The 23,007-nt window shown below is 60.9% G+C and carries 22 protein-coding genes; 15 read left to right on the forward strand and 7 right to left on the reverse strand.

Annotated elements, in window-relative coordinates:
- Positions 1-54: 54 nt before the first annotated feature.
- The 5 genes from rpoB to rplK form a co-directional block, all read right to left on the reverse strand.
- A complete protein-coding gene (rpoB, locus tag GOB81_RS03855; RefSeq protein ID WP_173569064.1) occupies positions 55-4,227 on the reverse strand; it encodes a DNA-directed RNA polymerase subunit beta in 4,173 nt (1,390 codons plus the stop codon).
- A gap of 264 nt (positions 4,228-4,491) precedes the next feature.
- A complete protein-coding gene (gene rplL, locus GOB81_RS03860; RefSeq protein WP_173569065.1) occupies positions 4,492-4,863 on the reverse strand; it encodes a 50S ribosomal protein L7/L12 in 372 nt (123 codons plus the stop codon).
- Positions 4,864-4,955: 92 nt separating this feature from the next.
- The gene (rplJ, locus tag GOB81_RS03865; RefSeq protein WP_173569066.1) at positions 4,956-5,480 is read right to left on the reverse strand and encodes a 50S ribosomal protein L10; all 525 of its coding nucleotides are present in this window, start codon (positions 5,478-5,480) and stop codon (positions 4,956-4,958) included.
- 282 nt (positions 5,481-5,762) lie between these two features.
- Positions 5,763-6,455: a 50S ribosomal protein L1 gene (gene rplA, locus GOB81_RS03870; RefSeq protein ID WP_173569067.1), complete on the reverse strand. Its 693-nt coding sequence runs from the start codon at positions 6,453-6,455 to the stop codon at positions 5,763-5,765.
- A 4-nt stretch (positions 6,456-6,459) separates the two neighbouring features.
- Positions 6,460-6,894 carry a 50S ribosomal protein L11 gene (gene rplK / locus GOB81_RS03875; RefSeq protein WP_173569068.1) on the reverse strand — a complete coding sequence of 145 codons (435 nt, stop codon included), beginning with the start codon at positions 6,892-6,894 and terminating at the stop codon, positions 6,460-6,462.
- Positions 6,895-7,089: 195 nt separating this feature from the next.
- On the opposite strand from rplK, the gene GOB81_RS03880 reads away from it, so the two are divergent.
- The 7 genes from GOB81_RS03880 (at position 7,090) to GOB81_RS03910 (ending at position 11,581) form a co-directional block, all read left to right on the forward strand.
- A complete protein-coding gene (locus GOB81_RS03880; RefSeq protein WP_242010036.1) occupies positions 7,090-7,740 on the forward strand; it encodes a regulatory protein RecX in 651 nt (216 codons plus the stop codon).
- Positions 7,740-8,243 carry a CHAP domain-containing protein gene (locus GOB81_RS03885; protein WP_173569069.1) on the forward strand — a complete coding sequence of 168 codons (504 nt, stop codon included), beginning with the start codon at positions 7,740-7,742 and terminating at the stop codon, positions 8,241-8,243. Before GOB81_RS03880 ends, GOB81_RS03885 begins: the two co-directional genes overlap by 1 nt.
- A gap of 173 nt (positions 8,244-8,416) precedes the next feature.
- Positions 8,417-8,680, forward strand: coding sequence for a twin-arginine translocase TatA/TatE family subunit (locus GOB81_RS03890; RefSeq protein ID WP_173569070.1), 264 nt, complete (start codon positions 8,417-8,419; stop codon positions 8,678-8,680).
- Between the two features lie 45 nt (positions 8,681-8,725).
- Complete coding sequence (locus tag GOB81_RS03895) at positions 8,726-9,385, forward strand: methylthioribulose 1-phosphate dehydratase (protein WP_173569071.1); 660 nt, start codon at positions 8,726-8,728, stop codon at positions 9,383-9,385.
- A 2-nt stretch (positions 9,386-9,387) separates the two neighbouring features.
- Positions 9,388-9,933: a 1,2-dihydroxy-3-keto-5-methylthiopentene dioxygenase gene (locus GOB81_RS03900; RefSeq protein ID WP_173569072.1), complete on the forward strand. Its 546-nt coding sequence runs from the start codon at positions 9,388-9,390 to the stop codon at positions 9,931-9,933.
- Between the two features lie 8 nt (positions 9,934-9,941).
- The gene (gene mtnC, locus GOB81_RS03905; RefSeq protein WP_173569073.1) at positions 9,942-10,655 is read left to right on the forward strand and encodes an acireductone synthase; all 714 of its coding nucleotides are present in this window, start codon (positions 9,942-9,944) and stop codon (positions 10,653-10,655) included.
- Positions 10,652-11,581: a bifunctional riboflavin kinase/FAD synthetase gene (locus GOB81_RS03910; protein ID WP_173569074.1), complete on the forward strand. Its 930-nt coding sequence runs from the start codon at positions 10,652-10,654 to the stop codon at positions 11,579-11,581. The genes mtnC and GOB81_RS03910 overlap by 4 nt, the downstream gene beginning before the upstream one ends.
- 48 nt (positions 11,582-11,629) lie before the next feature.
- On the opposite strand, the gene GOB81_RS03915 is transcribed toward GOB81_RS03910, so the two are convergent.
- A complete protein-coding gene (locus GOB81_RS03915; protein ID WP_173569075.1) occupies positions 11,630-12,142 on the reverse strand; it encodes a hypothetical protein in 513 nt (170 codons plus the stop codon).
- A 33-nt stretch (positions 12,143-12,175) separates the two neighbouring features.
- Complete coding sequence (locus GOB81_RS03920; RefSeq protein ID WP_242010037.1) at positions 12,176-12,538, reverse strand: YidB family protein; 363 nt, start codon at positions 12,536-12,538, stop codon at positions 12,176-12,178.
- A gap of 220 nt (positions 12,539-12,758) precedes the next feature.
- Here GOB81_RS03920 and GOB81_RS03925 point away from each other — a divergent pair, with 220 nt between their 5' ends.
- The 8 genes from GOB81_RS03925 (at position 12,759) to GOB81_RS03960 (ending at position 23,004) form a co-directional block, all read left to right on the forward strand.
- The gene (locus tag GOB81_RS03925) at positions 12,759-14,951 is read left to right on the forward strand and encodes an FUSC family protein (RefSeq protein WP_173569076.1); all 2,193 of its coding nucleotides are present in this window, start codon (positions 12,759-12,761) and stop codon (positions 14,949-14,951) included.
- Between the two features lie 123 nt (positions 14,952-15,074).
- Positions 15,075-16,427, forward strand: coding sequence for a PQQ-dependent sugar dehydrogenase (locus tag GOB81_RS03930; protein WP_173569077.1), 1,353 nt, complete (start codon positions 15,075-15,077; stop codon positions 16,425-16,427).
- 94 nt (positions 16,428-16,521) lie between these two features.
- On the forward strand, positions 16,522-17,958 hold the full coding sequence (locus GOB81_RS03935) for a cryptochrome/photolyase family protein (RefSeq protein ID WP_173569078.1): 1,437 nt from the start codon (positions 16,522-16,524) through the stop codon (positions 17,956-17,958).
- A gap of 137 nt (positions 17,959-18,095) precedes the next feature.
- Positions 18,096-18,797: a pirin family protein gene (locus GOB81_RS03940; protein WP_173569079.1), complete on the forward strand. Its 702-nt coding sequence runs from the start codon at positions 18,096-18,098 to the stop codon at positions 18,795-18,797.
- A 126-nt stretch (positions 18,798-18,923) separates the two neighbouring features.
- The gene (locus GOB81_RS03945; protein WP_173569080.1) at positions 18,924-19,736 is read left to right on the forward strand and encodes a creatininase family protein; all 813 of its coding nucleotides are present in this window, start codon (positions 18,924-18,926) and stop codon (positions 19,734-19,736) included.
- Positions 19,737-20,115: 379 nt separating this feature from the next.
- The gene (locus tag GOB81_RS03950) at positions 20,116-20,832 is read left to right on the forward strand and encodes a nucleoside/nucleotide kinase family protein (protein ID WP_173569081.1); all 717 of its coding nucleotides are present in this window, start codon (positions 20,116-20,118) and stop codon (positions 20,830-20,832) included.
- Positions 20,826-21,536, forward strand: a complete 711-nt coding sequence (locus GOB81_RS03955) for a nucleoside/nucleotide kinase family protein (RefSeq protein ID WP_173569082.1) — start codon at positions 20,826-20,828, stop codon at positions 21,534-21,536. Before GOB81_RS03950 ends, GOB81_RS03955 begins: the two co-directional genes overlap by 7 nt.
- A 121-nt stretch (positions 21,537-21,657) precedes the next feature.
- Positions 21,658-23,004, forward strand: a complete 1,347-nt coding sequence (locus GOB81_RS03960) for a lipopolysaccharide biosynthesis protein (RefSeq protein WP_242010038.1) — start codon at positions 21,658-21,660, stop codon at positions 23,002-23,004.
- Positions 23,005-23,007 lie beyond the last annotated feature (3 nt).

Genomic DNA, 23,007 nt, shown 5'->3' on the forward strand with positions numbered 1-23,007 from the left:
GAAATCACGTCAACGTCGGGGGACTTGCATCCCCCGACAAGGGTCTTTGAAAAATCAGTCACCGCTGCTTTCCAGATCAACATTCAGGCCAAGCGACTTCAGTTCCTTGATCAGAACGTTGAAGCTCTCCGGGATACCGGCTTCGAAATCATCCTGCTCGCGCACGATGGACTCGTAGACCTTGGTACGACCCGACACGTCATCGGACTTGACCGTCAGCATTTCCTGCAGGGTGTAGGCCGCGCCATAGGCTTCCAGCGCCCACACTTCCATTTCACCGAAGCGCTGACCACCGAACTGCGCCTTACCACCCAGCGGCTGCTGGGTAACAAGCGAGTAAGGACCAATCGAACGGGCATGGATCTTGTCATCAACAAGATGGTGCAGCTTCAGCATGTAGATGTAGCCGACGGTGGTCTTGCGCTCGAACAGTTCGCCTGTGCGTCCGTCGATGAGCTGCGACTGACCGGAGCGATCCACTCCCGCTTTCTCAAGCATGTTCTCGATGTCGGGGATCGACGCACCGTCGAACACCGGCGTCGCGATCGGCACGCCCTTGCGAAGGTTGTTGGACAACTCGACCAGTTCGTCATGAGTCATGTCGGCGATGTCGGCGTTGAAGACCTCGTCGCCATACACGTCCTTCAGTTCCTCAAGGAGTGCCTGCTTCTTTTCGCCATCACGCTGATAGTCATCGACAAGATTACCGATACGACGACCGATGTTGGCACAGGCCCAGCCCAGATGGGTTTCGAGAATCTGACCGACATTCATACGTGACGGAACGCCCAGCGGGTTCAGCACGATATCGACGGAAGTGCCATCTTCAAGGAACGGCATGTCTTCGACGGGGACAACACGGGAAACGACACCCTTGTTGCCGTGACGACCGGCCATCTTGTCGCCCGGCTGAAGCTTGCGCTTCACCGCCACGAACACCTTGACCATCTTCATCACGCCCGGCGGCAGTTCATCACCGCGCTGGAGCTTCTCGACCTTGCTGTCAAAACGCGCCTGAATCTTCTGGACCGCTGCATCGAACTCCCGACGCAGCGTTTCCAGCTCAGCCATGACCGAATCAGACGACACCGTGACGTTACGCCAAGCGCCACGCGGGATTTCCGCAAGCACTTCTTCTGTGATCGGCGTACCGGACTTGAGGCCCTTGAAACCGGCGCCCGCTGTCTGACCCAGCAGATGCTCGCTAACCCGGTTGTAGAACGCACGTTCCTGAATGGAGCGTTCGTCATCCCGATCCTTCGCAAGACGCTCGATCTCGGAACGTTCGATCGCCATCGCGCGCTCATCCTTGTCGACACCCCGACGGGAGAAGACACGAACGTCAACAATAGTGCCCGTCGTTCCAGGCGGCAGACGCAGCGACGTATCACGCACGTCGGATGCTTTTTCCCCGAAGATGGCGCGGAGGAGCTTCTCTTCCGGCGTCATCGGGCTTTCACCCTTAGGCGTCACCTTGCCGATCAGAATGTCGCCCGGATTCACTTCCGCACCGACATAAACAATACCGGCTTCATCGAGGTTGCGCAGGGCTTCCTCGCCGACATTGGGAATGTCACGGGTGATCTCTTCCTGGCCCAGCTTCGTATCACGGGCCATGACCTCGAACTCTTCGATATGGATCGAAGTGAACACGTCATCGCGGGCGATACGCTCGGAAATAAGAATGGAATCTTCGAAGTTGTAACCGTTCCAGGGCATGAACGCGACGAGCACGTTACGACCCAGAGCCAGTTCACCGAGCTCCGTGGACGGACCATCAGCGATAATGTCACCCGCAGCAACCCTGTCACCCACGCGAACCAGCGGACGCTGATTGATGCAGGTGGACTGGTTGGAGCGTGAGTATTTGCGCAGTCGATACGTATCGACACCCTGCGTGGCGCCATTCGCATCCGTCGCACGAACAACGATGCGCGCACCGTCGATCTGATCGATCACGCCGTTGCGACGGGCGACGATGGTGGCGCCTGAGTCATGTGCCACAGCCGCTTCCATGCCGGTGCCGACAAGCGGTGCATCAGACTGCACCAGCGGCACGGCCTGACGCTGCATGTTCGATCCCATGAGCGCACGGTTGGCGTCATCGTTCTCAAGGAACGGAATCAGCGCCGCGGCGACAGACACGAGCTGCTTGGGCGAAACGTCACACGCCGTCACATCGGTTGGGAGCACCTGCCGGAAGTCACCGCCACGACGAACCGAGACCAGCTCACCCGTCAGCGTGCCGTCCTTGTCCTGCTCCGCGTCGGCCTGAGCAACGACGAGACGCTCCTCTTCCATCGCGGAAAGGTATTTCCAGCCTTCCTGAAGCTTACCGTCCTTTACGAGGCGGTAAGGTGTTTCGATGAAGCCGTACTTGTTCACTTTCGCATAGGTCGCCAGCGAGTTGATCAGGCCGATGTTCGGACCTTCAGGCGTCTCAATCGGGCAGATACGACCATAATGCGTCGGGTGAACGTCACGCACTTCAAAGCCAGCGCGCTCACGTGTCAGACCGCCCGGGCCAAGCGCCGAGAGACGACGCTTATGCGTGACTTCCGACAGCGGGTTCGTCTGATCCATGAACTGGGAGAGCTGCGAGGAGCCGAAGAACTCGCGAACCGCAGCAGCAGCCGGCTTCGCGTTGATCAGATCGTGCGGCATGACGGTGTCGATATCGACAGACCCCATACGCTCACGAATGGCGCGCTCCATGCGAAGCAGCCCGATCCGGTACTGGTTCTCCATCAGCTCGCCGACGGAGCGAACGCGACGGTTGCCAAGATTATCGATGTCGTCGATCTGTCCGCGGCCATCTTTCAGGTCGCACATGACCTTGATGGTACGCAGGATGTCATCCTTGCGGAGAACACGCACCGTATCCGGGCACTCAAGGCCCAGACGCATGTTCATCTTCACGCGACCAACAGCAGACAGGTCATAACGATCAGGATCGAAGAACAGGCTGCGGAACATGGATTCCGCCGTCTCGGCGGTCGGTGGCTCGCCCGGACGCATGACGCGGTAAATGTCGATCAGCGCCTCGTCTCGGCTGCTGTTCTTGTCCACCGTCATGGTGTTGCGGATCCACGGGCCGTTCGACTGATCGACAGCCAGCGTCGGCAGCTCCGAAATACCAGCTTCTTCCAGCGCCTGCAGACGGGCTTCCGTCAGCTCTTCACCGGCCTCACCGTAGATTTCACCCGTGTCGGTGTTGACCATGTCGTGCGCAAGGAAGCGACCAAGCAGTTCAACTTCGCTGACCAGCACTTCCTTGGTGGTCTCGGCGATCTTGCGAACCATGCGCGCCGTCAGCTTTGTGTCGGCTGTGGCGACCACTTCCCCGCTTTCGGCATCAACCATGTCGGACAGAAGCTTCTGTCCACGGAAAGCTTCGGCGTCGAAAGGACGCGCCCAGCCCTTGGCTGTCTTGACGAACACAACGGTGCCGTAAAAGCGACCAAGGATCTCATCAGCATCCATGCCGCGGATGTCCATCGAGTCGACATCACCACCCTCTTCCGCCTTCTGCTTGCGGGCAGCTTCGGAATGCATACCCTCCAGAGCATAGAGCAGGGTCGTGACAGGCAGCTTACGCTTGCGGTCGATGCGGACGTAAATCAGGTCTTTCGCATCGAATTCAAAGTCGAGCCATGAGCCGCGATAGGGGATCACACGGGCAGAGAACAGATACTTGCCCGAAGAGTGAGTCTTGCCTTTGTCATGATCGAAAAAGACACCCGGCGAGCGGTGCATCTGGCTGACGATCACACGCTCGGTGCCATTGACGATGAAGGTGCCGTTACCCGTCATCAGGGGCATGTCGCCCATATAGACAGGCTGCTCCTTGATGTCGCGGATTGAGCGCGAGCCCGTATCCTCATCGACATCCCAGACGATCAGACGAAGAATGACCTTCAGCGGCGCCGCATAAGTGAGGCCACGCTGGATGCACTCTTCCACATCGTACTTAGGCTCTTCAAACTCGTACTGAACGAACTCAAGGCGACCGCGACCCGCGAAATCATTGATCGGGAAAACCGAGCGGAAAACTTCCTGCAGACCCGTCTGAGTCCGCGCATCAGGCGACACGTTCGCCTGGAGAAACGCCTCATAAGAGGAGCGCTGAACATCAATGAGGTTAGGCATCGGCGCAACTTCGGGAATCCGCCCGAAACTCTTGCGGATCCTCTTACGCCCAGTGAACGATTTGGTGATTGCGTTCATGTCTATCCTGCCTCGTCCTTGCCGTCGGACCATCCGGCCACCCCGCTCCACCAAAGAGCCAGGGCGGCCAGACGGTCCGGCCTTTAATGCATCGCCTGCGGAACGTATCGTCACCGACACGCCACCTGCCCACAGACTACTGTAGCGCCACTCAAGATTCAGAGAGCACTACAGACGAACAGGCGGAGACCACAAGCAGTCTCCGCCCAGAACCAAATCAAAAACAGTCACGACGCCCGAAGGCATCGCCCGAAGATCGGGAACTTATTTGATCTCGACTTTTGCACCGTTGTCTTCCAGCGCCTTCTTGATCTTCGCGGCTTCGTCCTTGCTGGCGCCTTCCTTAACGGTCTTCGGAGCACCCTCAACGAGATCCTTGGCTTCTTTCAGGCCCAGACCCGTGATCGTGCGGATTTCCTTAATCACGTTGATCTTCTTTTCGCCAGCGGCAGCGAGGATAACGGTGAATTCGGTCTGCTCTTCAGCCGGAGCAGCAGCAGCAGCCGGAGCAGCAGCGGCAGCAACAGGAGCAGCAGCAGAAACGCCCCACTTCTCTTCAAGAAGCTTTGAAAGCTCAGCAGCCTCAAGGACCGTAAGAGCGGACAGCTCGTCAACAAGCTTGTTCAGATCGGCCATGGTTGGTCTTCCTAATATAGATACTGGTTATAAATGCACAACCCGCAACAGACGGGTCGCGCGCATTTTCTTTCCCCTTGCGGGGATACGCGTCAGGCTGCGTCCGCCTCGCCCGTCTTGGCATAGGCACCAAAGACCCGAGCAAGCTGGCCGGCCGGCGCCTGAAGAACGCCTGCAATGCGTGTCGCGGGCGTCGAGATGAGCCCCACGAACTGCGCACGAAGCGTATCCAGCGACGGCAGCTCAGCGAGCGCCTTGATCCCGTTGACGTCGAGCGTCTGGGTCCCAAGGGCGCCACCGAGCACCACCAGCTTGTCATTGGTCTTGGCGAACTCGACGAGCACTTTCGCCACAGCTACAGGGTCGGCCGACCACGACAACGCGGTCGGTCCCTTCAGCAGCGGCGCAATGCCGTCGAATCGGGTCCCATCCAGGGCGAGAGTGGCCAGCCGGTTCTTCGCGACCTTGTAAGTCGCACCCGCCGCGCGCACCTTGCGTCGCAGATCCGTCACATCAGCAACCGTCAGCCCGTCATTACGGGTGACAACCACCATCGACGTATCCGCGAACACGGACGCGAGGGAGGCGACAAATTCGCGCTTCTCCGTACGGTTCACATCCCGTCTCCGTCTTAACTCATGCGCCGCAGCGCATAAGTCGGTTACCCAAGGACTGCCAGAGAAACTGACAATCCGGTTCGCCTGTCCATGTCACGAAACGCGGGAAGCGGATCGAAATCCACATAACCAGCATCCTCGTCTTCCGGTCGCGCGATGCCGGTTTCCCCGCATCACCTTAGAGCTTTCAGCCACGCCCGGTCTTGGACAGGATCGGACGACGCAAATGACGCCGCCCTAGAAAACCGGAAGATCGAAATCTTCCGGTGTCATTCTTTTGCGTCAGCTACCGAAAGCAGCGACGTCAACGCGCACACCCGGACCCATCGTCGAGGAAAGCGCCACCTTCTTCAGGTAGGTTCCCTTCGCACCGGTCGGGCGAGCCTTCTGAACGGCATCGACGAATGCACGGATGTTCTCAACCAGCTTGTCCGTATCGAAAGACGCCTTGCCGATACCGGCATGGATGATACCAGCCTTCTCGGCGCGATATTCGACCTGACCGGATTTCGCGGCTTCGACAGCACCCTTGACGTCCATCGTCACGGTACCGAGCTTCGGGTTCGGCATCAGGCCACGCGGGCCGAGCACCTTACCGAGACGACCGACGAGGCCCATCATGTCCGGGGTGGCAATGCAGCGGTCGAAATTGATTTCGCCAGCCTGCACCTTCGCCATCAGATCTTCGGCGCCGATCACATCGGCACCGGCTGCCTGAGCTTCCTCAGCCTTCGCGCCACGAGCGAACACACCCACGCGCAGGGTCTTGCCCGTGCCATTCGGCAGGGAGAGCAGACCACGGACCATCTGGTCAGCGTGACGGGGATCAATGCCGAGGTTCAGAGAGATCTCAACGGTCTCGTCGAACTTCGCTTTCGCATTGTTCTTCACGAGGGCCAGAGCTTCATCGAGAGCATACTGCTTCACGCTGTCAACAGCGGCGCGGGCAGCGGTCAGACGCTTGTTCTTTGCCATGATCTCAGCCCTCCTCAACCTGCAGGCCCATCGAGCGGGCGGAACCGATCAGCATACGAACGGCGCCATCAAGGTCGTTGGCGTTCATATCTTTCTGCTTCACCTCGGCAATCTCGCGCAGCTGCGCCATCGTCACCTTGCCCACAGCGGCAGACTTGCCGACCGTCTGGCTACCCTTGGAGACCTTGGCGGCCTTCAACAGGAAGTAGGTGTTCGGCGGGGTCTTGGTGATGAAGCTGAATGTACGATCGGCATACGCGGTGATGACCACCGGAATCGGCATGCCGGGCTCCATGCCCTGCGTCTTGGCGTTGAACGCCTTGCAGAATTCCATGATGTTCAGGCCACGCTGACCGAGAGCGGGACCGACCGGCGGAGACGGATTCGCCTTACCCGCGGGAATCTGCAGCTTGATGTAGCCAACGATCTTTTTGGCCATATCCGGGACTCCTTAAATGTTGAACCCGAACCGCGGTTCCTGCGAGACCTTCTGCACGCCATGAAGCGCACGAACGACTCTCCCGCGTTCCGTAGGAGCGGGGGCCATACGCCGGGTTCCGTCTGGCGTCAAGTCCGCGAGCACGCCTGATGGCCCTCAGGAACAGAGCCATTACATCAGGATTACGCCCGTGATATGTCAAAATCCATGCCGCGACGCCCGGACAATCCCCCCCGACCGGTTGGGCCTCCCCCTGACCGGGCCTCACTTCGTGCAGCAGCCGAAGCTCATATCGCGCGTTTCGCAGCGACGGAACGTGGGCTTGCCCAAGTTCTGGAACGTCGGATTACCCGCTGGGGCAGACGGGCCGCCGAAGACGGGCAGGACTCCACGACCGTCACCGAGACAGTGAACCGGATTCGCCCCCTTGCCGGAGAAATCGCCCACGAAATGGTCGAACTCGGCGCGGTGAATGATCAGGCCTTTGCCAAATCCCGTGCCGCCCGACTGACGCGCAGCGGCCGTTCACGTCGTGCGGTGCAGGCCCAGCTTGCCGCCAAGGGGATCGCCCCCGACGAGGCGACGCAGGCGATGGAAGAGGCACTCGGGGACGATGACGCGGCCCGGGATGCAGAGCTTGCTGCCGCACTGATTTTCGCCCGCAAACGCAGGGCGGGGCCTTTCCGGCGGGACACAGAGAGTGCTGACATGCCCCCCGAAGACGAAATCCGGATTTACAGCGCCTTCGCCCGCGCCGGTTTTTCCCACACTGTCGCGGAAAAAGCCCTCAGCATGGATCCGGAGGAAGCAGAGACCCGCATTTTCACGTTGAAAGCCAACCTGTAATGTCGCGCCTGCCCGGAAAGCCCCTCTTTCACTGTGCACGTTACGCACTTTTTCTCCCACTCCTCGCACTCATCGGATGCGGAGGGGGCGGCACCGGGCGCAGCTGGCATGGCAGACTGCAATGCGCCCCCTGGGCAAGAGAACATTCCGCTATCGCGCTTCGCGGTGCTGCCGCCTCATGGTGGCAGGGTGCGGAAGGGAAATATGGACGCGCCGCCCACCCTGCTCCGGGAGCGGTGCTCGTGTTCCGCTCCACGTCCCGCCTGCCGGACGGACATGTCTCGGTCGTGCGCTCTGTGAGGGACTCGCGGGCGATTCTCGTGGATCAGGCCAACTGGAACCCCGGTCGCATCGACCATGCGGTGCCTGTGGTGGATGTCTCCCCTCGCAACGACTGGACCCGTGTGCGCGTCTGGTGGTCACCAACGGACACAATGGGTCGGACGGTCTATCCCACCTATGGCTTCATCCTTCCCGGACCGCCGGACGGCTGGATATCGTAAATCCGCCTAAGAGCTTATTGGCGTTCCGGCACGCTGACGTGTAAATATCAGCTCAGGCGCTTGCATGAACGCTCAGGGGCAGCCATGTCCCCTCTAGGAAACGCATAACCGCAGCATCACTGCCCCGTCCGCGCCTCGCTGTCGCACGACGGTCAGGATGAGGAGTCGACACAATGGGTAGCTTGAGTATCTGGCACTGGCTGATCGTTCTGGCGGTGGTCCTGATCGTGTTCGGCGGTAGCGGCAAGATCAGCACGCTGATGGGTGATTTTGCCAAAGGCATCAAATCTTTCAAACGCAACATGGAAGACGATGAGTCGATGGAGCATGGCTCGGCGGCGGACAGCCGGATTTCCCCACCTCCGGCCACACCGGCGAACTTCCAGTCCGAAGTGCGTCCGACCACGCCGGCTTCCAACGGCACGAATACGCACTGACAGCGACCGGACGCCTCTGCGTCCGGCCTCGGGACACCGGAACATATGACTGAACAGCTGATATCCGTTTCCAGTGCACAGGACGGCGCGTGGAAAACTGCCGTCACGCAGATCATACGCGCTGGCGAACGGATGGATCAGAGAGGCTGGGTTCCGGCCACTGCCGGTAATATCAGCGTCCGGCTGGCGGACGGTCGCATCGCCGTGACCCGCTCCGGCGGTCACAAGGGCTTTCTGACTCCTGAAGGCGTCATTGAAATCGATCTGACGGGCAATCCTCTGCTGCCGGGTGATCGTCCCAGCGCCGAGACCCTGCTTCACTGCCAGATTTATGCCCACTTTCCGCATACGGGTGCGGTGCTGCATGGTCACTCCATTGCCGCCACCGTTCTGTCGATGCGGACCAAGGAGCGCGCTCTTTATCTGGCGGATTACGAAGTGCTGAAAGTCTTCGAGGGGCAGTCGACGCACGCGACCCGTGTGGCCGTGCCGATCTTTTCCAACGATCAGGACATCGCACGCCTTGCCCGGAGTGTCTCACTGTTCCTTGACGAGATGAAAGCCGGTTACATCATTCAGGGCCACGGCGTGTATGTCTGGGGTCCGGATATGGACACAGCTCTGGCGCGGCTCGAAGGGCTGGAATTCCTCCTGGCCTGCGAACTTGAGCGACTGAAGCTCAGCCCCTCATTTCAGGGAATGTGAAGATGAGCAGCCTCGCGATTTATGACGACGCCCATCCCCGGCAGCCGGAATTTTCCACGCAGGATGCCGGAACCATCGCCGAACGCCTGAAGCCGCTCAATGTACGCTTCGAACGCTGGAACGATGTCGAGCCTCCGGTGCGCAACGCCGGGCAGGAAGCAGTTCTGACGCGCTATCGCCCCTATCTCGACAGGCTGATGGGTGAGACAGGGGCGGGCTCCGCCGATGTGATCAGCATCGACGTCAACACGCCCAACCGCGATGCCCTGCGTGAGAAATTTCTGTCCGAACACATTCATTCCGAAGATGAAGTCCGTTTTTTCGTCCATGGCAGCGGCCATTTTGTCCTGCATGTGGATGGGAAGGTCTATGACATCGGCTGCACACAGGGCGACCTGATTTCCGTCCCCACCGGGACTCCGCACTGGTTCGATGCCGGAGAAACACCCGACGTCGTGGCTCTCCGCATCTTCACCCACAAAGAAGGCTGGGTCGCCGACTATACCGGCGACGACATCGCTCTTCGCTTTCCGGCCCAAATCGCGTGACCAACAGCATGACCTCTTCTCCGTCCGTCATCCTGCTCGACATTGAAGGCACCACCCTTCCCGTCGCTTTCGTCCACAAGGTTCTTTTCCCCTATGCCTGCACGGCGCTCCCGGCCCTGATCCGGGATCGCGCGGATGAACCCGCTGTGCGCAGCGCGATTGAAGAAACCCGCACGCTTGCGCCTGACATGGACCCGCTCGACCGTTTGATGGCGTGGATGGATGAGGATGCCAAGATTGGGCCACTGAAAGCCCTGCAAGGCATGGCGTGGGCCGAAGGCTATGCTTCCGGCGCTCTCGTCGCGGATCTGTTTCCTGATGTGCCCCGTGCCCTGCGTGACTGGAAGAAAGCCGGGCTAACCCTCGCGGTCTATTCGTCCGGTTCCGCTCCCGCTCAGCGTCTCATCTATGGCCACACCACAGACGGGGATCTGACACCGCTGTTTAGCGCCTTTCTCGACCTTGAAATGGGCGGCAAAAAGGAGGCTGACAGCTATCGGCGTATCCTCACGAACATGCGCTGGACGGCGACCGACGTTCTGTTCGTGTCCGATGTCGTGGCGGAACTTGACGCAGCCCAGACCGCCGGAATGCTCACCTGCCAGATGGTGCGCCCGGAAGACGGCACAGTTGCGGGCGACCGCCATCCTGTCGCGCACACGATGGCGGATGTCGCCCGGCAATTCGGCCTCCCGATTCCGACAGATGCAGCACACCCATGAGAGCGCAGCTTCACACTGACTGGCGGAACATCCCGCCGGAAGCACGCGGAGCCGTGGCTGCACTCGGCAATTTCGACGGAGTGCATCTCGGTCATGCCCATCTGGTGCATACCCTGCACCAGACACGCCCCGAAGCTCCTCTTGCCGTGGTGACGTTCGAACCGCATCCCCGTGAACTTTTTCGACCGCAGGACCCGCCTTTCCGCCTGACTCTGTCGGAAGAACGGTTCTCGGCGCTCAGTGCTCTCGGTGTGCAGCATATATTCCAGCTTCAATTCGACGATGCTTTTTCGGAAATGCCAGCCGAGCGGTTCATTGATGATGTGCTGCAGGGAGCGTTTGACCTGAAGCACATCGCTTGCGGGCATGATTTCGCTTTCGGGCACAGGCGCGGCGGCAACACGGATTTTCTGGCTGAACGGGCGACGGAACTCGGCATGGGCTTCACGCTGGTCCCCGCCTTTTGCGATGCCGGTGGCCCCTATTCGTCTTCACGTATCCGTCGCCTCCTGCAGGATGGCTATCCGGAGCGTGCAGCCAGTGAACTGGGCCGTCCCTGGTCGATTCGCGGTGTCGTGCAGCATGGCGACAAGCGCGGGCGGCTGCTCGGGTTCCCGACAGCCAATGTCTCGCTGGGACGCCATCTGGAACCGGCGCGGGGCGTTTATGCCACGACGGTGCGCACATCGGACGGCAGCGCGCATTTCGGAGTGGCGAATATAGGACGCCGCCCGACGATCAACGACGGCAGCGAAAGCCGTCTCGAAGTCAATCTTTTCGACTTCGAGGGCGATCTCTACGGCCAGACGATTTCTGTCGCGCTCCACTCGCTGTTGCGCGGCGAAAAGAAGTTTGAAAGTCTTGATGCTCTCAAGGCGCAGATCGGCCGGGACGCTGAACAGGCCCGAACCTTACTGACAGCATAACGTCCCGCCTGAAGAACAGCGGGACGCCTTACAAATCCGGAACGCTGGTCAGTCCGGGGCGCCAGCCAGAGTCTTGCTCCAGACAGAAGCCCGTTCCGGCGGTGGTGTCACGTTGCACGACACCAGATAGACACCAATGACGAACGTGGCATTGGCGAGCGTGTTGAACCACGCCGCGAGGCTGTATTGGGAGCCCGCCGTGGAGCCCTGCCAGGCCGCATAGACCAAAAACACCAGCGAGATCGGTCGCAATCCCTGAAACATGCTGCGCAGCGGGTTGACGAACCCGCGACGGATCAGCGGACGCGTCCGGCTTACGCCCAGATAAAACGACACCCACAGCAGCCAGATCAGCACATCGAAGGCCGCGCTGAACATGTCCATTCCCAGAAGGAAGATCATTGCGGCCGTCGCGGCACCGGACAGCATCAGCGAACCGAACAGAAGGCTCATCCCCAGTTCGAACGCAGGCAGGCGTTCGGGCAGGCGATCAGCAAGAGGCTGGAAGACGCGGTCGAGAACCCAGAGATCAATCCGGGTTATGCTTTCACCGACTGTCATGACGCGTGTCCCGGCGCTTCTGGTCCAGCCGTCTCAAGCCTCTCCTTCCGGTGTCTTCTTGTCGATCGCCGCAGGAAGGAAATGCGCCAGAGCCGGGAGCAGTGTGTCCGCCGGAAGACCTGTTTTCGCCACCAGCTGCTGAACTTCGGAATTGCCCAGAATGTTGCGGATCTCGTCCGGTGTCACAGGAAGATTCTCGCCCTTGCCGACCCATGAACGCACCTTGTCGCCCAGACCGGCCTCGTCGGCCTTCGAGACAATTGCCTGGATTGTGTCAGGCTGCAACAATGTCTGAAGCTGTTCGCCGAGCTTCGCATGCAGATCCATACCGATCGCGTTACCGACCTTATCGACCAGACTGTCAAAAAATCCCATCGCTTCGTTCCTTGTGTTCATGGCCGGCATTCTCCCCGGAATACGGGGGAGCGCAGACATTTATCCTACCGCATTCCATCCCGATTGGCGACCGATCACGAGCGCGTTATCAATTGAGCTTTCGTCCCGGCAATCAGGATTTCGTGATTGAAATGCCAGATATGCGGCCAGCCCCCCAAGACAGCGGCAGAACTTCCGTTATCCATAGTCGAATCGTCCGTCCTCTGACCCAGGCAGAACCGTGCCAGCGCTTCCCGGTATCCCGCTTTTCGTGCTCAAGCGCGTCTCGTTCCTGAGTCACCTCCGCCCCATAAAGCGCCCGGGGGAGTCCCGGAATCAGGCATTTCGCTGGCTGTATGCCCCAAGCCCGGCTTCGCTCGGATTTGCTGTCCGCACCTCGTGCGCCGCCCTTCTCGCCCTCGTCATCGCAATGTGGATGGAACTGGACGACCCGCAATGGGCCGCCATGACCGTCTGGATCGTCGCGCAGGGTTCGCGCGGAGAAAGCCTGTCCAAATCCCGCTGGCGTCTCGTGGGAACGGCGATCGGCGTGATCATGTCCATCACGCTCATTTCGGCTTTCCCGCAGTCCCCATGGTTATTCTTCCCCGCGCTGGGGCTGTGGCTCGGCATGTGTTGCATGCTGGCAACGCTCGTCCACAATTTCCGGTCCTATGCGCTCGTCCTCGCGGGCTATACCACCGCCATCATCGCACTGGGCGCGGTTCCAAACCCGGACAATGTGTTCATGGTGGCGATGTCGCGCGCCACCTACATCGTGCTCGGCATCGTGTGCGAGGCGCTCCTCGCCGGCCTGTTCGCCCATAATCTGGCCGAAACAGCGCGGCTCAACATGCGCCAGAAGCTGAAGAGCGCTCTTTCAAGCGTATCGGAGGCTATCGCCAACCTGCTGGAGGGGCAGCAGGCGGCTCTCGTCCAGTCCCGTTCACTGTTCGGTCCCCTGCTCTCCATCAACGACCAGATCGAGTTCAGCGAAGTCGAGATGGGCCCCCACGGCCACGAGGGCGACCATGCCCGCGCTGCTCTGGCCTCCGTGTCCGTGCTGCTTTCACGCGGTTTGGGTATGGCCGTGCGCCTGCAGTCCCTTCAGAAGATCCAACCCGTTTTCGAACGCACGGCCCTTCTGACGCGAACCTTTCTCGAAGGCGTGCCTTCCCGCCTCGAAACGGACGAAGAAATCGAGGACCTTCGCCACGATCTGGCCCTGCTGCGCAGCGAATGCCGTCAGCGGATCGTGGACGCGCTGACCGAGGAAATCGCGATCGGCGACCAGACCGGCAAGGATCCCCGCATTCCCGTGCTGCTCGATCAGCGTATTCTCCACAATGCGCTGGACGAACTGCTGACCGAACTCGACGTGGCCCTTTCGGAGTTTGAAGCCAGCCATACCATCGTCCGCGGCGACCATTTCCGTTTCCGCCTGCAATCGCACCGTGACTGGCGCGAGGCGAGCTACAATGGCATCCGCGCGGCTGTGGCGACCATCAGCGCCGGATTGCTGTGGGAAATCACGGCATGGCCGACGGGCCTCGGCTTCGTCACCTTTGTCGCACTGGTCTGCGGCCTGTTCGCCACCCGCGAAAACCCGGTCCTCGCCACGACCAACTTCCTCAAGGGCAGCATCTGGGCAGCGGGCGTCTCCTTCTTCCTCGTGTTTCTCGTTGTCCCGAGCCTCTCGGAATACGAGATGCTGATCGCCGCCCTGTTCATTCCCATGGTCGCCGGTGGACTGGCCGCCCGCAATTCCGCCACCGCGCTCCATGCAGCCGCCTACACGCTGCTGCTGCCTAACTTCGTCCACACATGGAATCAGGGACGCTGGAACGAAGTCCAGTGGTTCAACTCCACCGGTGCCGTGCTGCTCGGCGTTGCGTTCGCCGTCGCCATCTTCCGTCTGGTGCTGCCTTTCAACGCCTCTGACGAACGCTGGCGGATGCGTCGCGCCATGCTGCAGGACCTCCGCACCCTTGCTGTGGCGGACCCCATCCCGCTGACCCAGGCCTGGACAGCCCGCAACATCGACCGCTTCGCCCGTGTCATCCGCCACGCCGGGCCGACGCCTTCCCCCACCATCGAGGGCTATCTTCAGGGTACGCTGGCGGCCATGACCATCGGGCTGAACATCATCCGCCTGCGTAACGTGCTGGCCCGCGAGCAGATCCCAGCGCAGGCCCGGCAGGTCCTGATGGCGACCATGAACCGCATGAGCCAGTTCACCGGTAAATATGACCGAGCCTCGACAACGGCGCGTCGCGCGACGGCCATCCTGCGTCAGATCGAGGCACGGGAGGAAAACATCTCCACCCGTATCGAACTCACCCGCGCCATCGCCTATCTGATCGTCGTGTCACACGAACTGGACGCCAACAGGGTTTTTCTCGACGCCTCGAAGCGCTTCAAGGTTCAGGACTGACCCCCTTCCACAAAACATATTTCCTGCGGCAAACCTCTTTCCGGTAAGACGTTATGCCTCCGACGCCCCGCCTTTCCCTGTTTGGGAAAGAGCAGGAGGCACTCTGCAGGAAAGAAAGTCCCGATGGCCGAGAGACGCTCTGTTTACATTGCAACCAGCGCGGCCCTTGCCGTTTTCCTGTTAGGTGGGACCCTCTGGAAGACGGTCCTGCACGGAGAGTCGGCCCGACTACAGGTCACGCAGGGAACCGGCCCCACGCCGCAACTGCCGCCGCCCAACCCCACGACCTTCCCGACAGTCAATCTCGCCACGCCGGTGGGATGGAAAAATGGCGAAATGCCTACGCCCGCAAGCGGTCTTACCGTCGCCGTCTATGCCAACGGTCTCGACCATCCGCGCTGGCTTTACCGGCTGCCCAACGGCGACATTCTCGTCGCAGAGTCCGAATCACCGGGCACCGACGTCAAATCCATCAAGAACACAATCGCCGGTTTCTTCATGGACAAAGCCGGAGCCGGTGGGGACAGCCCCAACAGGATCATGCTGCTGCGGGATACGAAGAGCACGGGCACACCCGACATGAAGACGGTCTTCCTCGACCATCTCTATTCCCCCTTCGGGATGGCCCTGATCGGCAACGATCTCTACGTGGCCAACGCCAACGCCATCCTGCGCTTCCCCTATCACGAGGGTGACACACGCATCGAGGCGCAGGGGGTGAAGGTCACGGATCTCCCTTCCGGTTATAATCATCACTGGACCAAGAACATTCTGGCGTCCGGCGACGGCAAGGCCCTGTTCGTCACCATCGGCTCCAACAGCAATGTGGCGGACAACGGCATGGCCGTGGAAGAAGGTCGCGCACGGATCGACCGGCTAGACCTCGCAACTGGCACTCTGGCGCCTTACGCCACCGGCCTGCGCAACCCTAACGGTCTGGCGTGGGAGCCGACGACCGGCGACCTCTGGGTGGCTGTCAACGAACGAGACGAAATCGGCAGCGATCTCGTGCCTGACTACATCACGGCAGTGAAGGAAGGAGCCTTCTACGGCTGGCCTTACAGCTATTACGGCCAGCATGTGGACACGCGCGTAACACCCCAGGACGCCGATCTCGTCAGCAAGGCCATCGCGCCGGATTACGCAATCGGGCCGCATACCGCCTCGCTGGGAATCGCTTTTTCGATGGATGCCAGAGCGCTTCCCGATACGTGGCGCAGCGGGCTGTTCGTCGGCCAGCACGGGTCCTGGAACCGCCGCCCAAAGAGCGGTTATCGCGTGATTTACGTCCCCTTCGAGAACGGCAAACCGACTGGCATGCCGCGCGACGTGCTGACAGGTTTCCTGACGCCTGATGAGGATCATGTCCACGGTCGTCCCGTTGGGGTCACGCTCGACCGGGACGGCGCCCTGCTGGTCGCGGACGACGTGGGCAACACGGTCTGGCGGGTGAGCGGGAAAGCGTCGGACGAATGAAGGCCCGTAGCGCTCCCCTCTAATCCCGAAACGTCCGGAACGCGGGCTTCATTCCATAATGACCCGCACCTGACAGAGGACGACAAGACCCTTCATGCCTGCTGCTGCCCCTGCTCTCATCTGGTTCCGCGAAGACTTCCGACTCGCCGACAATGCTGCCCTTTCCGCCGCTGCTCAGGACGGCCTGCCCCTCCTCTGTGTTTTTGTCCTCGATGAGGCAGCCCTGCCTGGCGCGGCCGCCCGATGGTGGCTCAATGGTGCTCTCCGCAGTCTCGACGCCTCCCTGCGCGAACATGGCGGCTGCCTGCACATCCTGCGCGGGGGCGCCCGTGAACTGATCCCCGCTCTCGCCAGAGCAAACGGCGCATGCACCGTCCACTGGAACCGGCGATACGACAGGACCGGTCGGGAGATCGACACGGATGTCAAAGCCACGCTGAAAGCCAGTGGCATCCCGGCCCACAGCTTCGGGGGCGCTCTGCTTTATGAACCGTGGACGGTGCGGACCCGCACGAACACTCCCTTTCAGGTTTTCACCCCCTTCTGGAAGGCTGCACGACAGCTTGGCGAACCGCGCCCTCCTCTTCCGGTTCCCGCAAAACTGACCTTCTCCCGTCTTCCCGAAGCCTTCCAGTCGAGCGAGTTATCCCCCCAGCAATGTGACCTACTGCCCGTTTCTCCGGACTGGGCCTCGGGTCTGCGGGACACGTGGCAACCCGGTGAGGCCCCTGCTCAACAGGCACTCACCACATTCGTGTCCGATCTGCTGCCGGACTATGCCAGCCATCGCGATCACCCGGCGGTTCCTGCAACATCCCGCCTCTCGCCATATCTGCGGTTCGGCCATGTCACACCGGGGCAACTCTGGCACGCCATTGCACAGGCCGATGCGCCTGCCGTCGATAAGGACAAGTTTTTCGCTGAACTCGGCTGGCGGGAGTTTGCCTGGTCGATCCTGTTCGAGCGCCCGGACGTGGCCACCCGCAACCTCCGACCGGAATTCGATGCCCTCCCCTGGCGCACGGACCCTGCCAGCCTGAAGGCTTGGGGGATGGGGCGCACAGGCTATCCGCTCGTCGATGCCGGCATGCGGGAGCTCTGGCATACCGGCTGGATGCATAATCGCGTCCGCATGGTGGTCGCCTCGTTTCTGGTGAAACATCTGCTCATCGACTGGCGGGAAGGCGAACGCTGGTTCACCGACACGCTGGTCGATCATGATCCGGCCAGCAATCCCATGAATTGGCAATGGAATGCGGGGACAGGCGTGGACGCTGCCCCGTTCTTCCGGATCATGAATCCCATTCTGCAATCAGAGAAATTCGATGCGGACGGCGACTATATCCGTCACTGGGTGCCGGAACTGGCCCGCGTTCCGGCTGCGATGATCCATGCGCCGTGGGCTGCCGACCAGCAGGTGCTGGCGGCGTGTGGTGTCACTCTCGGACGCGACTATCCTCACCCGGTCGTGGACCACCGCATAGCTCGGGAGCGGGCGCTGGCGGCATGGAAAGAACTGCGCGGGGCATAGCGTCCCTTTCGTGTGACTCCATATGGAAACAGTGTCTTTCCATCGCTTCTGTTTGCCGGAACGCTTCGGAGCGCCATGTCTTTCAGCAGACAGGCGCACCATCGGGTGACGCCTCCCATCGAAAGGGAGAGTTGACCATGATCGAAGTCAGGCCATTTGCCGGCATCGGAGCCGCCAGCCACGGCTGGCTGGACGCCCACCATCATTTCTCATTTGCCGGATATCATGATCCGGAGCGCGTTCACTGGGGTGCGCTCCGCGTGTGGAATGATGATGCAATCGCCGGAAACAACGGCTTCCCGCCTCATCCCCATCGCGACATGGAAATCATCACCTATGTCCGCACTGGCGCCATCACCCACGAGGACAGTCTCGGTAACAAGGGCCGCACTGAAGCCGGGGATGTGCAGGTCATGTCCGCCGGAACCGGTATCACCCACGCGGAATATAACCGCGAAGACGAGCCGACGACGTTGTTCCAGATCTGGATCCTGCCGACGGCGCGGGGCCACAAGCCGCGCTGGGGGGCACGCCCCTTCCCGAAGGGAGATCGGGCGGGGCAGTTCGTGCCGCTGGCTTCCGGCCGGGAAAACGATGGCGACGCGCTCTGGATCGGTGCGGATGCCCGCGTGCTGGGTGCGACCCTGAAGGCGGGAGAGAGTGCGACATACGCGACCACGAAGGACCGCTTCCTTTATCTGGTCTCTGCGCATGGGGCGATCACCGTCAACGGTGTGGCCGCCGCTGCCCGGGACGGCGTGGCCATCCGTGACGAGGATCAGATCACGGTCCATGCCGTCGAGGATGCCGAAATGGTGCTGGTGGACAGCGCGCCGTGAGGCGTGACTGATCCTTCGGAAAACCAGCGGCACAGAGGCATGCACCGCAGCCGTTCGCGGCATGCCTCTTGCCGCCCGGCGTGCCGCGCATTACCGCAGGCTCACCGTTTCCGCAGGGAGCCTGCCATGATCCGTCACCCTCTTCGTGTCCTCACCGCCCTCGCCACGCTGGCAGCACTTTCGACACCTGCCCGCGCCGCGCCGCAGGTCGAGTTTCAGCGCCTGACATGGACGGAAATCCGCGACGCCATCCGCTCGGGATATGAGACGATCATTGTGCCGGTGGGTGGCACGGAGCAGAGCGGTCCTTACATCGCCGTCGGCAAGCATAACGTCCGGGCGCAGGCTCTGGCGGATCGCATTGCCCATGAACTGGGCAACACGCTCGTGGCGCCCGTCATCGCCTATGTGCCGGAGGGCAGCACTTCACCCCGCACGTCCCACATGCGCTTCCCCGGTACGATCAGCGTGACGCCTGCAGTGTTCGATGGTCTGCTGAAATCAGCCGCCGAGAGCTTTCGGGTGCAGGGTTTCCATCTTGTCGCCTTCATCGCGGACCATGGCGGCTATCGCGCCGAGATGTGCAAGGTCGCAGCGCAGCTCGACAAAAGCTGGTCCGGCACAGGAGCGCATGCCGCCTGCGTCAATGACTATTATACTGTCATCGCTGGCCCTTACGCGCAGGCCTTACGCGAGAAAGGTCTGGGAGCGGATGTCGGGACCCATGCCGATCTGAGCGACACCTCCCTCATGCTGGCCGTGGATCCGTCGATGGTGCGGATGAGCGCCCTGAAAACGGCACCGAAACCCACTGAAGCCGACGGAGTGTATGGGGGCGATCCACGTCCGGCCAGCGCCGCACTCGGGCAAATCGGAGTGGATATGCAGGTGAATGCCGCCGTCGCGGAGATCAGAAAACTGCGGGATCAGGCACACTGAAGCTCCGGCTGGGCAAAAGCCCGGAGAAGCATCGACCATCCCTCGGGCAGGAAATCCTCTTTCCTTTTCCTCGCCCTGTCTCCCACTGCAATTTTTTATGCCGTTTATGTCCGAGCAAACATCGTCACCTTGCGAGCGACAGATCACCCATCCCGAAAGACTGGCTTCTGCAGCGCTTTCGGGGCCGATGCCAGCCCTCTCACGACCTCTTCAGTGCTCACCGCAGACCTGTCATCAACTTGCAACAACGATTGATAGAAAAATAAATTTCATATAATGCGGCCTGCATCAATTCTGGGCACATTTGCGAACGATCGACCTGCCTGATGGGGGAAGGAGTCATGCCGCTTATGCCTCAACACGGATCGGACAGAGCCTGATGACCCCGCGCGGCCCCATCATCGCCCTCGTTGGCGCCGACGGAAGTGGCAAGACCACGACCGGCTCGGCGCTTCTGTCATGGATGCGCCAGGACCGTCCGGTGGAATTCTGCCATCTCGGCAAGCAGACGGGAAACTGGGGCCGCGCCATCGCGCGTCTTCCCCTTATGGGCAGCCGCATGGACCGCCGTATCGTCCAGACCACGGACAAGGCGCGCACCTCCGGCAAGACCCGCTTTTTTCCGGCGCTGATTATTTTCATACTGTCCATGCGGCGTGTGATCCGTTTCCGCCGGATGCTGAAACTCAACCGTCAAGGGCTCGCCATTCTGACGGACCGTTATCCGCAGGTCGTTGTGCCCGGCCCGATGGACGGCCCCGGCCTTGTGTTTTCGGAAGAAAACAGCGGTGTCGTTCAGGCGCTGGCCTGCCTCGAACGCGGTCTGTACGCATGGATGGCAAGCTATCGCCCCGATCTGGTCATCCGTCTGAATGTGGACCTTCAAACGGCCATTGCCCGAAAGCCGGACCATCGACGCGCCTCTCTGGAACGGAAAATCGCGGATGTTCCCCAAATCGACTTTGGGGGCGCACCCATTCTGGACCTTGATGCCACCGAGCCGTCCGCAACAGTGATTTCTAAAGCCGAAGCCGCCATCGCGGATGTTCTGCAACGCCATGATAGTCAAAAACTGGAACCGTCATGCTCATGCTGAACCCCGCAGCTTCCTCGAAGGGTCAGCCACTGGCCCCGATCATTGCCCTCATTGGATGCGACGGCTCCGGCAAATCGACCCTCACCGCGGACCTTACGAGGATTTTGGGAGAGAAGAGGCCCGTCATGGCCTGTTATCTGGGGCTGGGCTCGGGCGATCTCGGACGACGCATTGGCCACCTGCCGCTGATCGGTCCCCTTCTTGAGCGTGTCCTGACCAAAAAGGCAAAAACCACGCGCTCACCGGGCCAGAAAATTCCCGGTCCCGTCACGGCTCTCGTAGTCTATGGCTTCTCGCTCCTGCGCTATTCCCGCTTCCGGAAAATGCAGCGCGCCCGTCAGGAAGGCTTCACCATCGTAACGGACCGCTATCCTCAGACCGAGATCCCCGGCATTTGCGATGGTCCCGGCCTGTCGGCCGCGCGCCCGGGTGACCGTTTCGTTGCCGCGCTGGCACGCAGTGAACGGTCTCTCTATGAGAAGATGGCCCGCGTGTGGCCCTCCCTGATCATCAAGCTGGAAGTTGACCCCCAGACGGCTCACAGCCGTAAGCCCGATCATGATCAGGCCATGCTGGAAGCCAAGGTCAAAGCGGTCGACAGGCTGACCTTCGGCGGAGCCCATGTGGTGTCGGTGGATGCCCGCGCACCGTATGAAGACGTCCTGAAGCGTGTCATTGACCTGTGTTCCAAGACTCTCGGCTGAAACGAAAGAGCGATAATCTGGTGAGCCGTCGATATTCTGCGTGGACCATCCGCCGACCAGCGCAGGCTGAACTGTCCTTCTTCCGACGTCCCCGATGAAAAACTGGTTCCGGGACGGTGTCATGCGTTCCATCCTCCGGAACGCGGGCTATCTGGCGTCCACCAAACTAATCGGCGGCCTTGTCGGCCTGCTGGCGCTCGTCTGCGCCGGTCGCGGCATGAGTGCCGAGAACTTCGGCACGGTGATGCTGATCCACACCTACACTCTCGGTGTGGCCGCCTTCACGAAATTCCAGAGCTGGCAGATGATCGTGCGTTATGCGGCCCCCGCCATGACGCAGGGCGACACAGCCACGGTCAGCCGGGCCATTCGCTTCGCCTGCGGACTGGATGCTGGCTCCGGGCTGTTCGGAATGCTGCTCGCCATTGCCGGACTCGTGTTTTTCGGTACGCATTTCGGCATTGCCTCCGACATTGTCCCGCTCGCCATCTGCTACTGCACGCTGATTCCCACCATGTCCTCCAGCACACCCGCAGGCATTCTGCGCGTGATGGACCGGTTCGACCTGCTCAGCCTCCAGCAGATTGCGACGCCGCTTCTGCGGGCCATCGGATGCAGCCTGTGCTGGCTTTGCGGCCTCAGCATGCCGTTCTTTCTGTTGTCATGGTACATCGCCGACATGGGTGGCGATATCATCCTGTGGGCCATGTCCATCACGGAACTCCATCGCCGACGCATGACATCCTCCCTGAGACCAAGCCTCATCGCCGCACCGCGCAGCCTGCCTTCGGCGTGGAATTTCGTGTGGTCCACCAACCTCACGACTTCGCTCGATTCCTGCAAGGAACCGGCAAGCAACATCATTCTCGGCAGCATGCTTGGACCGGCCGCCGTCGGCCTCTACAGAATCGCGACCTCCATCCTCAGTTCCGCCGTTAAACCTGCCCTGCTGATGGAAAAAGGCTTCTATCCGGAGATTATGCGCCTTGATCCGACCAGCGTGCGCCCGTGGGTTCTGGGCGTGCGTTCCGGTCTCCTCGCCGCCGGAACCGGCCTCGCCATGGTGCTTGGCATCTGGGTGCTCGCCCGTCCCGTAACGGCGCTGTTTGGCGAGAAATACCATGTCGCCGCGACCCTGCTGATGATCATGGCCCCCTCCATCATCCTGTCGATGGGCGGCTTCCCGATCCCGTCGCTGCTGTTCATGGTGGGACGGCCGCGAGCCCTGTTCTGGTCCCATGTCGTCGGAACATCGGTGTGGTTCGCCGTGCTGATCTGGCTGACCCATCACTATGGGATCTATGGTGCGGCGGGAGCCTATATCGTAGCGCCTGCCCTGCTGGTTCTCTGTGCGCTCATTCCCACCCTGCAAAGCTTCTTCAATCGCCGCACCCTCTCCCCGCCCACGCAACGGGACCTGGAAGAAGAAACGAACGAAGTCGAAGCTGTCACCAATACGGGAAGCTAGAAA

This window comes from Acetobacter conturbans, assembly GCF_011516755.1.
Lineage (GTDB): Bacteria > Pseudomonadota > Alphaproteobacteria > Acetobacterales > Acetobacteraceae > Acetobacter > Acetobacter conturbans.

Excerpts from the sequence above, each read along its gene's own strand:
- GOB81_RS03885 (WP_173569069.1), top strand. The coding sequence starts at position 7,740 with ATGTCGCGCCTGCCCGGAAAGCCCCTCTTTCACTGTGCACGTTACGCA.
- mtnC (WP_173569073.1), top strand. The coding sequence starts at position 9,942 with ATGACCTCTTCTCCGTCCGTCATCCTGCTCGACATTGAAGGCACCACC.
- rplA (WP_173569067.1), bottom strand. The coding sequence starts at position 6,455 with ATGGCAAAGAACAAGCGTCTGACCGCTGCCCGCGCCGCTGTTGACAGC.
- GOB81_RS03915 (WP_173569075.1), bottom strand. The coding sequence starts at position 12,142 with ATGACAGTCGGTGAAAGCATAACCCGGATTGATCTCTGGGTTCTCGAC.
- GOB81_RS03960 (WP_242010038.1), top strand. The coding sequence starts at position 21,658 with ATGCGTTCCATCCTCCGGAACGCGGGCTATCTGGCGTCCACCAAACTA.
- GOB81_RS03935 (WP_173569078.1), top strand. The coding sequence starts at position 16,522 with ATGCCTGCTGCTGCCCCTGCTCTCATCTGGTTCCGCGAAGACTTCCGA.
- GOB81_RS03910 (WP_173569074.1), top strand. The coding sequence starts at position 10,652 with ATGAGAGCGCAGCTTCACACTGACTGGCGGAACATCCCGCCGGAAGCA.
- GOB81_RS03930 (WP_173569077.1), top strand. The coding sequence starts at position 15,075 with ATGGCCGAGAGACGCTCTGTTTACATTGCAACCAGCGCGGCCCTTGCC.
- GOB81_RS03920 (WP_242010037.1), bottom strand. The coding sequence starts at position 12,538 with ATGAACACAAGGAACGAAGCGATGGGATTTTTTGACAGTCTGGTCGAT.
- GOB81_RS03950 (WP_173569081.1), top strand. The coding sequence starts at position 20,116 with ATGACCCCGCGCGGCCCCATCATCGCCCTCGTTGGCGCCGACGGAAGT.
- GOB81_RS03900 (WP_173569072.1), top strand. The coding sequence starts at position 9,388 with ATGAGCAGCCTCGCGATTTATGACGACGCCCATCCCCGGCAGCCGGAA.
- rplK (WP_173569068.1), bottom strand. The coding sequence starts at position 6,894 with ATGGCCAAAAAGATCGTTGGCTACATCAAGCTGCAGATTCCCGCGGGT.
- GOB81_RS03895 (WP_173569071.1), top strand. The coding sequence starts at position 8,726 with ATGACTGAACAGCTGATATCCGTTTCCAGTGCACAGGACGGCGCGTGG.
- GOB81_RS03890 (WP_173569070.1), top strand. The coding sequence starts at position 8,417 with ATGGGTAGCTTGAGTATCTGGCACTGGCTGATCGTTCTGGCGGTGGTC.
- rpoB (WP_173569064.1), bottom strand. The coding sequence starts at position 4,227 with ATGAACGCAATCACCAAATCGTTCACTGGGCGTAAGAGGATCCGCAAG.
- GOB81_RS03945 (WP_173569080.1), top strand. The coding sequence starts at position 18,924 with ATGATCCGTCACCCTCTTCGTGTCCTCACCGCCCTCGCCACGCTGGCA.
- GOB81_RS03955 (WP_173569082.1), top strand. The coding sequence starts at position 20,826 with ATGCTGAACCCCGCAGCTTCCTCGAAGGGTCAGCCACTGGCCCCGATC.
- rplL (WP_173569065.1), bottom strand. The coding sequence starts at position 4,863 with ATGGCCGATCTGAACAAGCTTGTTGACGAGCTGTCCGCTCTTACGGTC.
- GOB81_RS03940 (WP_173569079.1), top strand. The coding sequence starts at position 18,096 with ATGATCGAAGTCAGGCCATTTGCCGGCATCGGAGCCGCCAGCCACGGC.
- GOB81_RS03880 (WP_242010036.1), top strand. The coding sequence starts at position 7,090 with ATGTCAAAATCCATGCCGCGACGCCCGGACAATCCCCCCCGACCGGTT.